General features: G+C 67.9%; 17 protein-coding genes. 11 read left to right on the plus strand and 6 right to left on the minus strand.

Annotated features, from left to right (window positions below):
- The first annotated feature begins 21 nt into the window (after positions 1-21).
- The 3 genes from ACFVTM_RS09815 (at position 22) to ACFVTM_RS09825 (ending at position 1,951) form a co-directional block, all read left to right on the plus strand.
- A complete protein-coding gene (locus tag ACFVTM_RS09815; protein WP_390203261.1) occupies positions 22-156 on the plus strand; it encodes a hypothetical protein in 135 nt (44 codons plus the stop codon).
- A 391-nt stretch (positions 157-547) separates the two neighbouring features.
- Complete coding sequence (locus ACFVTM_RS09820) at positions 548-1,180, plus strand: hypothetical protein (protein WP_390203262.1); 633 nt, start codon at positions 548-550, stop codon at positions 1,178-1,180.
- A 69-nt stretch (positions 1,181-1,249) separates the two neighbouring features.
- Positions 1,250-1,951: a hypothetical protein gene (locus tag ACFVTM_RS09825; RefSeq protein WP_390203263.1), complete on the plus strand. Its 702-nt coding sequence runs from the start codon at positions 1,250-1,252 to the stop codon at positions 1,949-1,951.
- A 16-nt stretch (positions 1,952-1,967) separates the two neighbouring features.
- On the opposite strand, the gene ACFVTM_RS09830 is transcribed toward ACFVTM_RS09825, so the two are convergent.
- The 4 genes from ACFVTM_RS09830 to ACFVTM_RS09845 form a co-directional block, all read right to left on the minus strand.
- Positions 1,968-2,513 (minus strand): flavodoxin domain-containing protein, encoded by a 546-nt coding sequence (locus tag ACFVTM_RS09830; RefSeq protein ID WP_390203264.1) that lies wholly within the window; start codon positions 2,511-2,513, stop codon positions 1,968-1,970.
- 149 nt (positions 2,514-2,662) lie between these two features.
- On the minus strand, positions 2,663-3,136 hold the full coding sequence (locus ACFVTM_RS09835) for a DUF805 domain-containing protein (protein ID WP_390203265.1): 474 nt from the start codon (positions 3,134-3,136) through the stop codon (positions 2,663-2,665).
- A gap of 130 nt (positions 3,137-3,266) precedes the next feature.
- The gene (locus tag ACFVTM_RS09840; protein ID WP_390203266.1) at positions 3,267-3,986 is read right to left on the minus strand and encodes a hypothetical protein; all 720 of its coding nucleotides are present in this window, start codon (positions 3,984-3,986) and stop codon (positions 3,267-3,269) included.
- A 51-nt stretch (positions 3,987-4,037) separates the two neighbouring features.
- A complete protein-coding gene (locus tag ACFVTM_RS09845; protein ID WP_390203267.1) occupies positions 4,038-5,453 on the minus strand; it encodes an NAD(P)H-quinone dehydrogenase in 1,416 nt (471 codons plus the stop codon).
- Positions 5,454-5,572: 119 nt separating this feature from the next.
- On the opposite strand from ACFVTM_RS09845, the gene ACFVTM_RS09850 reads away from it, so the two are divergent.
- On the plus strand, positions 5,573-6,391 hold the full coding sequence (locus ACFVTM_RS09850; RefSeq protein WP_390203268.1) for a purine-nucleoside phosphorylase: 819 nt from the start codon (positions 5,573-5,575) through the stop codon (positions 6,389-6,391).
- Between the two features lie 37 nt (positions 6,392-6,428).
- Here ACFVTM_RS09850 and ACFVTM_RS09855 read toward each other — a convergent pair whose 3' ends face one another.
- The gene (locus tag ACFVTM_RS09855) at positions 6,429-6,908 is read right to left on the minus strand and encodes an RrF2 family transcriptional regulator (protein ID WP_390203269.1); all 480 of its coding nucleotides are present in this window, start codon (positions 6,906-6,908) and stop codon (positions 6,429-6,431) included.
- 129 nt (positions 6,909-7,037) lie between these two features.
- Here ACFVTM_RS09855 and ACFVTM_RS09860 point away from each other — a divergent pair, with 129 nt between their 5' ends.
- Positions 7,038-8,777 (plus strand): phospho-sugar mutase, encoded by a 1,740-nt coding sequence (locus ACFVTM_RS09860; RefSeq protein ID WP_390203270.1) that lies wholly within the window; start codon positions 7,038-7,040, stop codon positions 8,775-8,777.
- A gap of 10 nt (positions 8,778-8,787) precedes the next feature.
- On the opposite strand, the gene nirD is transcribed toward ACFVTM_RS09860, so the two are convergent.
- On the minus strand, positions 8,788-9,168 hold the full coding sequence (gene nirD / locus ACFVTM_RS09865; RefSeq protein WP_390203271.1) for a nitrite reductase small subunit NirD: 381 nt from the start codon (positions 9,166-9,168) through the stop codon (positions 8,788-8,790).
- Positions 9,169-9,423: 255 nt separating this feature from the next.
- Here nirD and nirB point away from each other — a divergent pair, with 255 nt between their 5' ends.
- The 6 genes from nirB (at position 9,424) to ACFVTM_RS09895 (ending at position 16,587) form a co-directional block, all read left to right on the plus strand.
- Positions 9,424-12,075 carry a nitrite reductase large subunit NirB gene (nirB, locus tag ACFVTM_RS09870; protein ID WP_390203272.1) on the plus strand — a complete coding sequence of 884 codons (2,652 nt, stop codon included), beginning with the start codon at positions 9,424-9,426 and terminating at the stop codon, positions 12,073-12,075.
- A 2-nt stretch (positions 12,076-12,077) separates the two neighbouring features.
- Positions 12,078-13,112 (plus strand): uroporphyrinogen-III C-methyltransferase, encoded by a 1,035-nt coding sequence (cobA, locus tag ACFVTM_RS09875; protein WP_390203273.1) that lies wholly within the window; start codon positions 12,078-12,080, stop codon positions 13,110-13,112.
- 8 nt (positions 13,113-13,120) lie between these two features.
- A complete protein-coding gene (locus ACFVTM_RS09880) occupies positions 13,121-14,347 on the plus strand; it encodes a uroporphyrinogen-III synthase (RefSeq protein WP_390203274.1) in 1,227 nt (408 codons plus the stop codon).
- Positions 14,348-14,532: 185 nt separating this feature from the next.
- Positions 14,533-15,447, plus strand: coding sequence for an FAD-dependent oxidoreductase (locus ACFVTM_RS09885; RefSeq protein WP_390203275.1), 915 nt, complete (start codon positions 14,533-14,535; stop codon positions 15,445-15,447).
- A 163-nt stretch (positions 15,448-15,610) separates the two neighbouring features.
- Complete coding sequence (gene deoC, locus ACFVTM_RS09890; protein ID WP_390203276.1) at positions 15,611-16,309, plus strand: deoxyribose-phosphate aldolase; 699 nt, start codon at positions 15,611-15,613, stop codon at positions 16,307-16,309.
- A gap of 53 nt (positions 16,310-16,362) precedes the next feature.
- A complete protein-coding gene (locus tag ACFVTM_RS09895; protein WP_390203277.1) occupies positions 16,363-16,587 on the plus strand; it encodes a hypothetical protein in 225 nt (74 codons plus the stop codon).
- Positions 16,588-16,630 lie beyond the last annotated feature (43 nt).

Here is a 16,630-nt window from a genome sequence, read left to right on the forward strand (position 1 = left end):
GCTGTGGCAGATGAGGTCCGCATGACCGAGGAGGACACCGTCTCCCCTGACGCCAGCCAACTCGAAGACATCCTGGAGCTGAGCCTGCTCACCGCAGGCCCGTTTGCAGTCCTGGCAGACTATCCCGGAAAAGACCACCGGCTCGGGGAGCCGTAACCCCTGCATCAGTAAGGCTGCACCCCAGATTTCCTTTTCCGAGGGATATTGATGAATGCTGGGGCCTGCGGGCCTTGCAAGCGTGCCTTTGAGGCGTTGGGCGCGGCCCAACCAGAACGCAGAAACCCCGCCCGTCTAAGGCGCCCCCAAAGCATGAGTATAACCACGCAGGCACCACCGGCAACAAGAGTGCTCAGCGTGCATGCCTGCTAGAACGCGCTCCACGGTGCGCCGAGTCCGCCTGGATCGAATACAACTCTGGAAACCCGGAGTTCAGGACGATCAGCGACTCCTCGTGTCCTGCACCGAAGCAGGCCTTTCTCCCCTTGGCACAGCAGCTCGGACGTGGATGCAATGAACGTAGGCTCCGTTCGTCATCAGGAGGCATCCCATGAACGTCCCGGTCATTTTGGCGCTCGGCGCGATCTTTGTGCTCGCCGTTGTCATGATCATGACGCGCGACAAGGATCCGCAGCAGCGCTCCACCGTGCTGCTTCGGACGGGGGCGGCCATCATGGCTGTGTTCACGGTGGTCGCCGGAATCGTGATCGTCGGCTACGCGATGCAGGACCCCGGCGGAACAACCGCGATGCTGATAACGCTTGCCTGGGTGGTGCCGATGCTCATCCTCGCCGTCTCGGCCTGGTTCTGGCCTGCCCCCACCGCTCCCCTGCTGCTCGCCCTGTCTTCTGCGTTCATTGCGGCCTGCGTGTGGCTGGCCTTCGACCCCGCAGGCCTGAGCAGCTTCGTCAGCGAAAACGGGCCCATCATCGCCGTCAGCGTCGTCGCACTGGCCTTCCCGGCCGCCGTCCTGGGCCTGAAGCGCACCGCGCTGGCCGGCTGGCTGCTCGTCGCCCTCGGGGTCCTGCCGCTCGTCATTACTGTCATGGCCAGGTCCGGCGCGGTCGCATCGATCACCGCCGCAAGCGTGGTCCCCCTGATCGCGGGAATCAGCTACCTCGCCTCCGCGCGAATGGCCCGCGGCAGCACGGCACCAGGCGGGCATCGGGCGGCTGCCGCCTGAGAATTGCCCGTTACCCGGCCGCGTAACGCGAATCGGGCCAGGGAACAAACGGCGGGTAGCATCGGGGCCATGAGCGCCGACGACGACGACATCACCGAAGAACTGCTGGCGGACGCCGGGAAACTCACCGGGCTGAGCCTGGAACTCCTGGGGCTCGACCCGCACCCGGACGACATGACCGCCGAGCAGCGGCTTCAGTTCGATCCCGAAGAACTGGCCGAAATGGCCGCGGCCGCTCCGGTTGACCGTCAGAAGTCCGTGCACCAGACCCGCCTGCTGGCCGGGCTCCTGTGGAATTCCTCGAGCATCCTCATCGACCAGCTGTTCCGCGATCTCGGAACACTCAGCACACTGGAAGTTCCCACGCCGGCCGACATCGCCGGGACCTCTGTTCTGTCCTCGCTGCCGTCCCAGTTCGCCGCCAGCTACGACGCGAAGTTCACCCAGAAGTTCATCGTCGTCGCTGCGGACGTCACCGCCTCCCTGGTCCGGGGCTGGACCGCCCCCGGATGCCTTGCAGCGGAACTCGCCGTCCGCTGCCTGCTCGATCAGGCGGAAATCACCGAGGAGATCTACGAACTGGACCTTGCGGAGGACTGGCGGGCCGACGTCGAGGAAGTCCTCCTGGAAGATGCCGAAAGCGGCGCGCTGTACTCCGACGACGACAGCGCTGAGCTTCCTTCCGAGGGCGCCGACGCCAGCCTGGACTTCGAGCAGTGGTTCAAGCCCTTCGCCCCCGGCGACTCGGTCCCGCCCTACGCCTACTCCTGAGCCCTACTTCTGAGCGCTACGCCGGACCGGCTGGCTTGGCCAACCCCGCCAGGTAGTCCTCGGTGAAGCGCTGGACGCCGTCCCACTCCGTGTACACGTAGTCACGGGACGTGTCCGTGTCCAGGGAGCCCTTGTCCTTGGCGATCTTCTTCATCAGGTGCCTCTTGATGAAGCCGTAGTGGGTGTAGAGCAGCGCGCCGGCGAACAACCCGACGTGCTCAGGCCGCCACCCCGTGTCCTCCTCAAACTTCTGCACGTAGCCCTCGGCGTTTTCCGCGTCACCGTGGGCGGCCAGGCTGACGGAAACCAGTGCGGACGGCAAGCGCTCGAGCTCACCGCGGTTCTTCTTCACAAAGTCCGTGACGTGCCCTTCGTGTTTGCCAGCATGAACAGAAGCCGCCACGATCACGCCGTCGTATCCTCCCGGCAGGGTGTGGCCGGAATGTTTGAGGTCCGCCGCCTCTGCCTGGTGCCCGTGCGCGCGGATAAGATCGGCGATGTAGTCCGCAATCTGGGCTGTCTGGCCTTCAACCGTTCCGTAAGGGATGTATATCCGCGCCATGAATCCAGTGTGGGAGCGGGGCGGGTGGCGGCTCTAGGGTCGAACGCCCCGGGACGGCGAAGCACAAGAGGGCCGAAAGCGAAGAGTCCCTGCCCGGATTCCCGGGCAGGGACTCTTCGCTTTTGGAACTGCCTGCTGTTCGGAATCCGCTAGTAGCCGGAGGGCTGGTCGAACCTCTGGCCGGCCGGATTGGACGGCAGAATTGTCATCACCAACAGCGCCAGGCCGCCGAGGATCGGCACCAGGACCAGCAGGATCAGCCAGGCGCTCAGGTTCACGTCATGCAGGCGCCGGGCCAGGAGGGCCAGGGACGGAACGATCGTCCCCAGGCCCCAAACAACAGCAAGGATCAGCCCGACGATGGCACCGGGTCCTGTCATGGCGGTCCCGGACGCAGTGGCGGTCGTGCCGGTGCTCGTGATGATGTTGATGATAATGCTGACGACGAGTGACACCAGCGCCCACCACCAGTACTCGCTGCGGCTGGCCCGGCCGGAGAAGGTGGCGTACTTCTTGAAGAACCGCTGGACGGCCTGCGGGAGGGTGGCCCCGTAGAGCGGCGCCCAGATCGGCGGCTCTCCGGTCTGCGGCGGAAATGCATTCGGTTGCTGCGGATAACTCATGTAGTCCCCTTAAATGAGTGCCAATGACGAGATTCATCCTAGGGCCGCCAGCACCCAGGAATTACTGTTGGGCAACGAGAATTTACAACCCGTTCATCATCAGGCGCCGGTTTAACTTAACCTTTCGTGCTCAAGCTCCCGGCTCGAACACCGCAGTTCCCGCCATCAGGATGCCGCGCCGGGGTATCCAGAAATCCCCCAACCTGTCCTGGACCGTCAAGGCCGCAGGCTCTCCCAAGTCGAGCCCTTCCAGCACGGCCCGGCTGCCTGCGACGAACCACAGGCGCCGGGGGTAGACGGCGAAACGTTGGCCGTTGGGAACGTGGCCCGTCAGCCTCAGCCGGCCAGCCCCCAACGCCGGGCCGGCGACGGCGCCCATGGCGTGCAGGAACGTCCGGCGGCGCAACAGCCGCTCCGGAACGCTGCCGGAGACCGCCGACATGATCCTGGTGACCGGTGTTGCCCGCAGCATGAGGTCCCAGTGCAGGACATCCCCGCCGTCGACGTCGATCGTGATGGCGTGGCCGCCGCCCCAGGCGAGGGAGATGCGGGAAGTCGACGCCGATTCGAGGGCGGCGCCGAAGTACCGGGGGCAGGAGAGCCCGGGGTCCACGGTGCCGTGCATTGACCATGCCCCGGCCGGGTCGCGGATCCAGACCGAGGTGTACCCCGGCCCGATCGATGACGCGGGAAAGCGCCGCAAGGCCAGAACATGGCCTGAACTGAACGGAACCCCGGTGACGCCGAACCCGGTAAAGCGCTCCGCATCCCCGGCACCACCTTCGCCTGCGCCGGCGGCCGGTACGGCCGCCCGCTCGAGGGCTTCAATATGAGCCTGGGGACTCTGCATGGCATCGGCTCCGGATGAGGGCGGGCCCTGCTGGCACTACCTGCGCCCGAACTACATGTGGACGTGGAGCCGGCGGGCCGCTTCGGAGATGGAGCCGCTCAGCGACGGGTACACGGTGAAGGTGCTGGCGACGTCGTCGACGTGCAGTTTCTGGGTCACGGCGATCGAGATCGCGAAGATGAGCTCGGAGGCGTTCGGCCCCACCACCACCCCGCCGATGACCGTGCCGGAACCCTTGCGGGCGAAGATCTTGACGAAGCCGTCGCGGTGGTTGCGCATCTTGGCGCGGGCGTTGCTGCGCAGGGACAGCTTGATGATGTCGCCCTGGTACTTGCCGGACTCGATCTCCGCCTCGGACACGCCCACGGAGGCGATCTCGGGCGAGGTGAAGATGTTGGACGCCACCTGGTGCAGCTTGATCGGCATGACGGCGTCGCCCAGGAAGTGCGCCACGGCTATCCGGCCCTGCATCGCGGCCACAGAGGCCAGGGCCAGGACGCCGGTGCAGTCGCCCGCGGCGTAGATGTTCGGCGCCGTGGTGCGCGAGACGCCGTCGACCTTGATGTGGCCGCTCTCGGTGAGCGCGACGCCTGCTTCCTCCAGGCCGATGCCGGCCGTGTTCGGGATGGAACCGACGCAGACGAGGCAGTGGCTGCCGGTGACCTTGGAACCGTCGCCGAGGGTGACCACGACGCCGTCGTCGGTGCGTTCCACGGTTTCGGCGCGGGCGCGGGAGAGCACCTTGAGCCCGCGGCGTTCGAAGACGGCCTCGAGGACCTCGGCGGCGTCGGTGTCCGAGCCCGGTAGCACCCGGTCGCGGCTGGAAATCAGGGTGACTTTGGAGCCCAGGCCGTTGTAGGCGGAGGCGAATTCCGCACCCGTGACACCCGAACCCACCACGATGAGCTCCTCGGGGAGTTCGTCCATGTTGTAGATCTGGGCCCAGTTCAGGATGCGCTCACCGTCCGGCCGAGCGGTGGGCAGCTCGCGCGGGTGGGCGCCGACCGCCAGCAGGATGGTGTCCGCCTCGACCGTTTCGGTGCCGTCGGCGGTCAGGACCTCGATGGTGTGGTTGTCCAGCAGCCTGCCGGAGCCGATCAGGATGCGGACGTTCTGGTGCTCCAGCCCGGCCTGGATGTCCTCCGACTGCTTCCGCGCCAGCCGGAGCAGCCGGTCGTTGATGTGCTTGAGGTCCGCGCGCATCGACGGGGCAAAGTCGCCGCCGTCGACGTCGAACTTGACGCCCAGCTCCCCCGCCTCGCCCACCCGGGTCATCAGGTCTGCAGTTGCGATCAGGGTTTTGGAGGGAACGACGTCGGTCAGCACGGCGGATCCGCCGAGGCCAGCGCGTTCGATGATGGTGACCTGCGCCCCCAGCGACGCGGCGACCATGGCGGCTTCGTAGCCGCCAGGCCCTCCGCCGAGAATTGCGATGCGGGGTGAGCTGAAGTCAGGATGCGTAGTCACAATCAACCATTGTCCACCATCCGAACCGAAGCCACCAAGAATCCGGGCCGCCGGGGCCCGCACAACTCCCGGTGACGCAGGTGCTGGGCAGCCGGCCACCGGCACGATAACTTGTACCGGTGAGTACAACAGAATTCCTGAACACGGATCCCTTCGATGCCGCCCGCGCCGCCGCCGACTACATCGCTGCAGAGACGGGCGTCGATTCCCACGACGTCGCACTGGTCCTCGGCTCTGGCTGGGGCGACGCCGCGGAGCTCATCGGCGAGACCACCGCGACGCTGTCCGCAGCCGAAATCCCCGGGTTCTCCGCACCGTCCGTGGTGGGGCACGTGGGCACTATCCGCTCGGTGCTGACCAAAGAGGGAAAGCGGGCCCTGGTCCTGGGCGCACGCACCCACTACTACGAGGGCAAGGGCGTCCGCGCCGTGGTCCACGGCGTGCGCACGGCTGCGGCCGCCGGTTGCAAGACCCTGGTCCTGACCAACGGCTGCGGCGGCCTGAACGAGGGCTGGGCGCCCGGCACGCCGGTCCTGATCAGCGACCACATCAACCTCACCGCCACCTCTCCGCTGGAGGGCGCCACGTTCGTGGACCTCACGGACCTGTACTCCTCCCGCATCCGCGGCCTGGCCCGCGAGGTGGACCCGTCACTGGACGAGGGCGTCTACGCGCAGTTCACCGGCCCGCACTACGAGACGCCCGCCGAGGTGCAGTACGCCAAGCGGATCGGCGCCTCCCTGGTGGGCATGTCCACGGCCCTTGAGGCCATCGCCGGCCGCCACGCCGGCATGGAGGTCTTCGGCATCTCGCTGGTGACCAACCTCGCCGCCGGGATCAGCCCCGTGCCGCTCAGCCACGAGGAAGTCCTCGAGGCCGGCCAGGCCGCAGGACCGCGCATTTCCAAGCTGCTCGCGGAGATCATCGCCAAGCTCTGATCCAGTCCCGCGACAGGTCCTGGACCACCAGCTGCGGCTACTCCGCAGCCAGGTAGTCCAGGACCTTCGCCTTGTCCGCCGGGAACCGCCGCTCGATCGAATCCGCGATCCCGGCGATGCTCTGCCGCGCCAGTGCCTGCCGCCAGGCGAGTTCGGCCTGGCGCATGGTCTGGGAAATAAGGCACGACCGCGCGAAGTTTTCCTGCCGGTCCGGCTCCGGGACATTTCCCAGGATCGCCTCGCACCGGAAAGCCGGTTCCTGGCCCTCCAGCGCCAGCACGATGTCCAGCACGGTGATGTGTTCCGGCCTGCGCGCCAAGTGAAATCCGCCGCGGGGCCCCGAGACCGAGTCCAGCACCTTGGCTCGGACCAGCGCCTGGAACTGCTTGTTGAGATAGGCGGCCGGAAGCTTGTAGAACTCCGCCAGCCGTGCACTGTTCACCGGCTCTCCCGGTGGGGTCCAGGCCATGTTCACGCAACTGTGCACGGCCCATTCCACGCCACGCCCCATCTTCATATTCCAGACGTTACGTGTCCGGAAATTTGGGTGTCAAGGGCCTTCTGGAGGCCCCAAATTGGCACCTGAAATGCCAATTCCCGGCAGTCTGGGCAGGCTTCTCCCACGATTGGCGATAGTTTGGTTCCTATGACGTCTTCTGATGCCGAACTCGCCCGACTCCTGAGCGACGCCCGGGACTGGGCCGACCAGGACCCGGACCCCGCCACCGCCGCCGCCCTCTCTGAGCTGATCCGCCTCACCGACGACGGCGTCGGGGCGGCCCGCCAGGAGCTCGCCGACAGCTTCAGCGGTACCCTCCAGTTTGGCACCGCCGGACTGCGGGCAGCCCTCGGCCCGGGTCCGAACCGGATGAACCGCGTGGTGGTCCGCCGCGCTGCAGCAGGTTTCACGGCTTTCCTCACGAACGCCGTCGAGCAGGCCTCCCCCGGCACCCGGCCGCGCGCCGTCGTCGGCTTTGATGCCCGCTACAACTCCGATATTTTCGCCGAGGAAACCGCCGCGATCCTCACCGCGGCCGGTGTGGAAACTTTCCTGTTGCCCTCCGCTCTGCCCACTCCGCTGCTCGCGTACGCGGTGCGGGCGCTGGACTGCGACGGCGGCGTCATGGTCACCGCCAGCCACAACCCGCCGCAGGACAACGGCTACAAGGTGTACCTCGGCCGTCACGCGGTCGAGGAAAGCGGCCGCGGCGCCCAGATTGTGGCGCCCTACGATGCCCTGATCGCGGCGAAGATCGACGCCGTCGGCGCCCTGGACTCGATCGTGCTGGCCGCGGACGGGTGGACCGTGCTGGAGCCCTCCATCGCCGCCGAGTACCAGAGCGCCGTCGCGGCCCTGGCGGTCCCCGAACACTTCCCGGCCCGCGGGCTGAAGATCATCCTGACCCCCATGCACGGCGTGGGCGGGGAAACGGCGGTGGCGGTCCTGAATGCCGCCGGTTTCGCCGACGTCACCCTCGTCACGGAACAGGCGCAGCCGGATCCGGACTTCCCGACGGTCAGCTTCCCCAATCCCGAAGAGCCCGGGGCGCTGGATCTGGCCCTCGAGGCGGCAGCGCGCGCGGACGCCGACATCGTGATCGCCAACGATCCCGACGCCGACCGGGCGGCCGTGGCGGCGAAGGATCCGGCCACCGGCGCGTGGCGCATGCTGCGCGGCGACGAGGTCGGCGCCCTGCTGGGTGCCCACGTCGTGGCGCGGCAGGCAGCGGGCGGCGAGGCGCCGGCCGGTGTCTTCGCCAACTCGATCGTGTCGTCCCGGTTGCTGGCGCGGATCGCGGCAGCGGCGGGTTACGCCCACGAGGAAACCCTGACCGGCTTCAAGTGGATTGCCCGGGTGCCGGGACTGGTCTACGGCTACGAGGAGGCGCTGGGCTACTGTGTTGCCCCGTCGCTGGTGCGGGACAAGGACGGCATTTCGGCCGCTGTCCTCATCGCCGAACTCGCGGCGGCGGCAAAGGCCGAGGGCAAGACAATCTTTGACACCCTGGACGAGCTCTATCTGGTGCACGGGCTGCACGCGAGCGACCAGCTCAGCATCCGGGTGGCGGACCTTGGCCTGCTGGACGCGATGATGAACCGGCTGCGCGTCAGCCCGCCGGAATCGTTCGGCGGCTCAGGCGTCGAGTCCGTCACGGACCTGGCCGTGGGCACCGAGCAGCTGCCGCCCACGGAAGGGCTGCTGTACCTGACCAGGGACCTCAGCCGCGTCATCATCCGTCCCAGCGGCACGGAACCGAAGCTCAAGTGCTACCTGGAGGTCATCCACAGTGTGGGCTCGGCGGCCGAACTTCCGGCGGCCCGGGACGAGGCCCGCGCCGCCTTGGACAGTGTCCTGGCCGACGTCCGCGAGGCCCTGGGCCTCTAGAGCTCAACCTCTAGAGCTCAACCTCAATGTATCCGCCCACAATGCGGGTACTGAAGGTTGCGAGCCGGACTTCCGGGTTGCCGAGGCACTCGCCGGTTTCGAGGTCATAGACCTCTTTGTGCAGCGGCGAGGAGATGGTCGGACGGTTGCCCCGGGAACCGGTGATGCCGCGGGCCATGACATTCGCGCCGGTTGCCGGGTCCTCGTTGGCGACGGCGAAAACCTCACCGTTCGCGGTCTGGAACACGGCGACCTGGCGCCCGGAAATCAGTGCGGCCTCGCCCCACGCGGGCTCCAGGTCCGCGACGGCGCACACCCGGTGCCAGCCGGCGTCGGATCCGGAAATCTGACCCTCGATGTCGGATATTGCGGTTTCAAGTACGGCGGTCATCCCGGCCCTCTCTGATACATCCCTCACGGGTTCAACCGCTGCTGCGGCCACACATTTAAGCTAGGCCTCCGGTGTTTCATCCGGACGCGCCGGATGTGTCCGGCGCGTAAAAGAGAGCTCACACGGCCGGAAATGCATTCGTGATGCAGAAGTTAAGATCACGAAACATAAGGGAAACTGAAGCGAAATTCCCTTTCCCTAGTCTGGGACGACAAGCTGCAGAGCACCGTCTGCGGCCCATGCGAAAGGCCCACCGTGACCGGACTCCCTTCAAGCCACCCGAACCAGGGCGCAGCCAGCGCCGCCCCGCGCCGTATCGTGGTGGCCGGCGGCGGCCCCGCAGCGCACCGATTCGCCGATGCCATGCACGCCCGCGGACTCGACGGCTGGCACGTTACAGTCCTCACCGAGGAAGCCCACCTCCCCTACGACCGCGTCGCGCTGAGCAAGGCACTCACCGACGGCGACGTCGACCTCACCCTGGGCAGCGCTTCCATGTGGGACCACACAGCCCTGGACCTGAAGACCGGCGAGCGCGTCGTCAGCGTCGACGCCGCCGGCAAAACCGTCAAGACCGCCGCGGGCACCATCTATCCGTACGACGAGCTCGTGGTCGCGACGGGCTCGGACGCGGCCCGCCTGCCCATCCCGGGCGCCGAACACACCCACGTGTACCGCACCCTTGAGGACGTCTGGTCCATCAACAAGGCCATCGCGGACCTCACCGTGAAGCTGGGCCGCCAGGTCAATGCGGTTACCATCGGTGGCGGTCTGCTGGGCCTGGAATCAGCAGCCGGCACCGAACAGCTCGGCGCCACCCCGATCGTCATCAACGGCTCGCCGTGGCTCATGAACACCCAGCTGGATGAGGGTGCCGGGCAGGCGCTCGGACGGCTCATCGAGGCCAAGGGCTTCACCGTCCACGGCGGGGTGTTCCCCTCCGAGGTCCTCTCCGACGACGACGGCCAGGTCACCGGCGTCCTCATGGCCGACGGCCGGACCATCGACGCCGACATCGTGATCGTGGCGATCGGTGTGCGGCCCCGCGATGAGCTGTTCCGGGCCGCGGAAGGTGAAGATCAGCAGTTCCAGCTCGGCCAGCGCGGCGGCGTCGTCATCTCCGACGACTGCTCCACCGAGGTTCCCGGCATCTGGGCGATCGGCGAGGTCGCCAACTTCGGCGGCATGTGCCTTGGCCTCGTGGCCCCGGCCAACACGATGGCCGAAATCGTTGCCGACCGGCTGCACGGCGGCGAGGCAACCTTCCCCGGTTTCGACACGGCCACCAAGCTCAAGCTCTCAGGCGTCGACGTCGCCAGCTTCGGCGACGCCTTCGCCCGCACCGAACACTCCCTCGAAATCGTCTACGCCGACCCCGCCCGCGGCGTCTACCAGAAGATCGTCACCACGGATGACGCCAAGACCCTGCTCGGCGGCATCTTCGTCGGCGACGCCTCGCCCTACACTTCCCTGCGTCCCATGCTGGGCCGCGAACTGGCCGCCGAACCCGGCGCGTACCTCACCGCGGCCGGCGGCGGAGACGCCCCGGAAACCGAACTGCCGGACGACGCCATCCTGTGTTCCTGCAACAACGTATCCGCGGGCACCATCCGCGACACCGTCAACGGCTGCGGGGCCTGCGAGGGCAACGCACCCGTCCAGGAACTCGGCGAGCTGAAGGGCTGCACCCGCGCCGGAACCAGCTGCGGTTCCTGCGTCCCGATGCTCAAGAAACTGCTCGAAACCGAACTGACCAAGTCCGGCGTCGAGGTTTCGAAGGCGCTCTGCGAGCACATCGAGCTGTCCCGCCAGGAACTCTTCGACGCCATCCGCGTCCTGGAACTGACCTCCTTCGAGGAGATCATGGCCAAGTACGGCACCGGGGACGGCTGCGATATCTGCAAGCCGACCATCGCCAACATCCTGGCCAGCCAGAACAGCGCCTACGTCCTGGACGCCGGCCGCGGCACCCTGCAGGACACCAACGACCGCGCCCTGGCCAACATGCAGAAGGACGGCACCTACTCGGTGGTTCCGCGTATCGCCGGCGGCGAGATCACCCCGAAGAAACTCGGCGTGATCGCCGCGGTCGCAGAGCAGTACGGCCTCTACACCAAGATCACCGGCGGCCAGCGGATCGACATGTTCGGTGCCCGGCTGGAGCAGCTGCCGGAGATTTGGAAGCTGCTCGTGGATGCCGGCTTCGAATCCGGCCAGGCCTACGGCAAGAGCCTGCGCACGGTGAAGTCCTGTGTCGGCTCCACGTGGTGCCGGTTCGGGGTCCAGGACTCGGTGGCCATGGCCATCCAGCTCGAACTGCGCTACCGCGGCCTCCGCAGCCCGCACAAGCTGAAGATGGGTGTCTCCGGCTGCGCCCGCGAATGCGCCGAAGCCCGGGGCAAGGACGTGGGCGTCATCGCCACCGCCGACGGCTGGAACCTCTATGTCGGCGGCAACGGCGGGGCCACCCCGGCGCACGCGCAGCTGCTGGCCAAGGACCTCGACGACGAAACCCTGATCAAGTACATCGACCGCTACTTCATGTACTACATCCGCACGGCCGACCGCCTGCAGCGCACCGCGCGCTGGCAGGAGGAGCTCGACGGCGGCATCAAGCACGTCGAGGACGTGGTGGTGCACGACACCCTGGGCATCGCCGGGGACCTCGAGGCCGCCATGGCCAAGCACGTGGACACATACATCGACGAGTGGGCCGACACCCTGAAGGATCCCGAGCGCCTGCGCCGCTTCCGCTCCTTCGTCAACGCCCCGGACCAGAAGGACGATTCCATCACCTTCGTCCCCGACGAGCGCGGCCAGATGCGCCCGGCCACGGCAGAAGAAAAAGGGAAGGTGCTCATCGGCAGTTCCATTCCGGTCCGTCCCCGCGATGAGGAGAAGGTATAGCCATGCAGCTCACCATCGACCTCACCGGACGCGAAGTCCTGGTCACCGGAACGGAGCACGCCGCGCGGCAGGCCGTGCGGCGCTATGAGGCGGCCGGCGCCGTCGTCTACCGCTTGAGCACTCCGCAGGGTGCCGGTGCCGACGGGCCGCTGCCCGAGCGCCCGTTCCTGGTGGCGGCCGTCGACGACGGCCAGCCCGGCTGGGAGGCCCTCCTGGACCGGTGCCGGGCCACCGGCATTCCGGTCGCAACCGAGCCGGCTGCCGGCCCGGTGGGACACGTCACGCTGGTCGGCGGCGGCCCCGGAACCACCGAGCTGCTCACCGTTGCCGCCGTGACGGCGCTGCGTGATGCCGACGTCGTCTTCTACGACCGGCTCGCGCCCTACCAGAAGCTGCCGTCCCTGACCTCGGCAGAGCTCGTGGACGTGGGCAAGAAGCCCGGCCACCACAAGGTCAGCCAGGCCGACATCGAAAAGCTCATGGTGGAGAGCGCGCTGGCGGGCAACAACGTGGTCCGCCTCAAGGGCGGGGACCCCTACGTCTTCGGCCGCGGCGGCGAGGAAGTCGCCTCCTGCGTCGCGGCAGGGGTTCCGGTCCGCGTCATCTCCGGAGTCACCAGCGCCATCTCGGTTCCGGCCGCCGCCGGCATCCCGGTCACGCACCGCGAAGTCAGCCACATGTTCACCGTGGTTTCGGGCCACGCACCGCTGACCGAGAACGAACTGAAGCACCTGGCCGGGCTCGGCGGGACTATTGTGGTCCTGATGGGCATCGGCACACTGCACCATCTCGCCGCCGGACTCCGCCGGGCCGGGATGCGGGCCGACATGCCGATGGCCGTGGTTGAACGCGGCTACCGCCCAGGTCAGCGCACCACGATCGCCGAACTGGGCACCATCACCTCCGCAGCCGCGGGCTGCAGCAACCCCGCTGTCCTGGTGATCGGGGACGTTGTCCGGGTGGCCGAGGCCAACCGGGGCTGCGCCGAGGCCACGGCGGAGCTTGACCGCCTGGCCGCCTCACTGCTGGAAGCATAAGGATTTTCATGAGCGCACTGAACGCCGCCGCCGCAACTTTCCCGGAACCCGGCGCACCCCTGACCCGGCTGACCCCGGCAACCCTGATCCCGGCGTCCGCCGGGACGACCCCGCCGGATGCTGCCGACGACGCGACGGACCGGGACCTTCCCCTGGACGGTTTCCGGATCGGCGTCACCTCGCACCGCCGTTCGCAGGACCTCATCGAGGCCCTCGAGCGCCGCGGTGCCGAGGTGCTTCACGCCCCGGCACTGAAGATCGCCCCGGTCCAGGAGGACCAGAGCCTGATCGAGGACACCCGGGCAATCATCGCCGCCCGGCCCGATCTCTGCATCGCCACCACCGCCTACGGCATGCGCCGCTGGTGCGAGGCCGCGGACACGTTCGGCATTGGCGACCAGCTTCTGGAGACCCTCTCGGCCGCCCGGATGTTCGTTCGCGGGCCCAAGGCCCGCGGCGCCGTGCGTGCGGCCGGGCTCGCCGACGTCGGGATCAGCAGCGACGAAACCACCGCCACGCTCGTGGACATGCTCCTTGCCGAAGGGGTACGCGGCAAGACCGTCGCGGTGCAGCTGCACGGCTACACCGACGTCCGCCAGCTCGAACGCCTGCGCATGTCCGGCGCCACCGTCCTGACGGTCACCCCGTACCGCTGGGTCAAGCCTGACGGCGCGGACCGGCTGCCCAAGCTCATCGAGGCCGCGTGCAGCGGCAACCTCGATGTCCTGACGTTCACGAGCGCCCCCGCCGTGGACGCGATGTGGAGCACGGCGCACGAGATGGGCGTCTACAAGCAACTCGTGGAGAGCCTGAAGACCACCGTGGCGACCGCCGTCGTCGGACCCATCACCGCCCAGCCGCTGCTCGACGCCGGGCTGCACCCGCTGATCCCGGATCGGTTCCGGATGGGCGCGCTGATCCGGCTGGTCTGCGAGCACCTGGCGCTCAACCACGTCCGTCGGATCGACACCGCATCCGGCAGCGTGGAGCTGCGCGGCCGCTCGCTGCGCATCAACGGCGAGCCCGTCGAGATGGCCCCGGCGCCCCTGTTGCTGCTGCGTGCGCTGATCGGCGCCGGCGGGGCCGTGCTGTCCCGCGAGGCGCTCTCGGACCTGCTGGAACTGCGCGGCTCCGTGCACGCCCTGGACATGACCGTCAGCCGGCTGCGGTCCGCGCTGCCGGACACCCGGCTGGTGGAAACCGTGGTGAAGCGCGGCTACCGGATCCGGGTCTAGCGGAGGTGCCCGGAGGGCCCGCCGCGATGGTGTGACGCAGGACATTACCGGCGGGTAAATACTGGCGAACGGGCAGGGCAGAAGCGGCAACACCCGGGAAACACCCCGGAAAAATCGGAAGCCTACGCTGGGTTTCATCAAGCAAACCGGCCGCACGATGGCCACCCCAGCGAAAGGGCCAGCACATGTCCGCTCCGGCATTGTCTCCCACCACCGGCACCTCTTCCTTGACTGCAGCTGCCTCCGGCACCGCCTCGCCGACGACCACAACGGCTTCCCGGCCCCGGATCGTCATCGCCGGCGCGGGTCCGGCCGCCCAGGCCCTCGTCCGGCAGCTCATCCGGACTCCGTTCGCCGGCGCCATCACGGTTCTCAGCAACCGCGATGACGCCCCCGAAGAGCTGCTGGAACTCGCCGTCCTGCCCCAGGTCTCCGTCCGCTTCGGCCAGCCGGCCAGCTACATCGACGCCGAAAACCGCGTTGTGACCACCGCCGACGGCATGGAATTTACCTACGATGAGCTCGTGATCGCCACCGGTTCCGCTCCGGCCGAGACGCCGGTGGAAGGTGCCGGACGGTGTCTGAGCTACTCCACGATCGACGACGCCGCCCGGCTGGGCGAAGCCGTCAAGGACGTCACCCGGGTCCTGGGCCGGCGTCCCCTCGGCATCCTCGTGGGCACGGGCTCGGCCGCCGGCCAGGCCGAGGCGGTCCTCCGGGCCCGGGGCGTCCGCCCGGTCCGCACCACGGTCCGCCCCGCCGCCGTCGTGCCCACCATCGCCGGGTCCGTCCTGCCGGCGTCCGGCATCGTCTTCGAGGACGGCTCCAGCATGAACGGCGACCTCGTGATCCTTGCCGAGGAGCGTATCGCCCGCGACGAACTGGCCGCCACGGCCGGGCTGGCAACCGCTCCCGGCGGCGGGATTGTCATCGGCCAGGACTTCCGCAGCTCCGTGCCCGGCATCTGGGCGATCGGTGACGCGGCAGCGTACGACGGCGTCCGGTTGGGGCTGCTCGTAGCCTCCGGTTCGGCCGCATCCGTCTGCGCTTCCCAGTTGCTGCAGGCCACTCTGGCCCGGCCCCTGGCGGCTGCCGCCTGAGCCGACGGAGCATGCCCGGCTGAGGCATCTGCCGGGCATGTTCCTATGGCAAGATGGTCACCTGATAAGCCGCGCACCACGCGGCGCCGCCAAGGGCCGGCAGGCCCACAAGGCCCGGGAAGGGACCATCGTGTCCCCAGGCCCGCCAGGAAAGGGACCAACCATGAGCCACGAAGCCGCCGCCGGGGGCACCCCCGACATTGCCTCCTACATCGACCACACCCTGCTCAAGCCGGAAGCCAGCGAAGCGGAGATCCTCAAGGTCTGCGCCGAAGCGGCCGAGTTCCATTTCAAGTCCGTCTGCGTGAACCCGGTCTGGGTCAAGACCGTCAAGAAAGCGCTGAAGGGCTCCGGCGTCCTGACCTGCTCCGTCGTGGGATTCCCGCTGGGCGCCACGCCGAGCGACGTCAAGGCTTTCGAGGCCCGCGGCGCGGTCCTGGACGGCGCCGAGGAAGTGGACATGGTCATCAACATCGCCGCCGCCCGCGCCAATGACAAGGGCACCCTAGTGGATGACATCACCGCCGTCGCCGAGGCCGTCCACGAAGGCGGGGCCATCCTGAAGGTCATCATCGAAACGGCGCTGCTGGATGACGCCCAGAAGGTGCTGGCCTGCCAGGCTGCTGTGGAGGCCGGCGCGGACTTCGTGAAGACCTCCACCGGTTTCAACGGCGGCGGGGCCACGGCCGAGGACGTCGCGCTCATGCGCCGGACCGTGGGCCCGGACCTGGGCGTCAAGGCCTCCGGCGGCGTGCGGTCCCTGGCCGATGCTCAGGCTATGATTGCTGCAGGTGCAACACGTATTGGCGCCAGCTCCGGCATCGCGATCGTCAAGGGTGAACAGGGTTCGTCCGCGTACTGATCCGCGTCGGCAGCGCCCAAAGTTTTGAGCCCCCAGGGGCCGAGGAGGAACAAATGTCCAGCAACAACACCCAGTCCCGGCAGGTCGAGAACAGCCTCGGATCCAGCATCGCCCTGTTCGTGCCGATGATGGTCCTGTTCCTCGGCGCGATCTACTCGCTGTCCTTCCTGACGCTGGACAACGTCTGGCCGATGGCCGTCTGCCTGGGCCTCTTTGCCCTCGCGTTCTGGATCCCGCAGACGCTGCTGGGCCGCTCGGATTCGGCCGGCGAAAACTAAACGCCACGTTCTTAAATGACTGAAGCTCCGGAAATTTCCGGAG

Origin of the sequence: Arthrobacter sp. NPDC058130 (assembly GCF_042884475.1) — a bacterium.
Classification (GTDB): domain Bacteria; phylum Actinomycetota; class Actinomycetes; order Actinomycetales; family Micrococcaceae; genus Arthrobacter.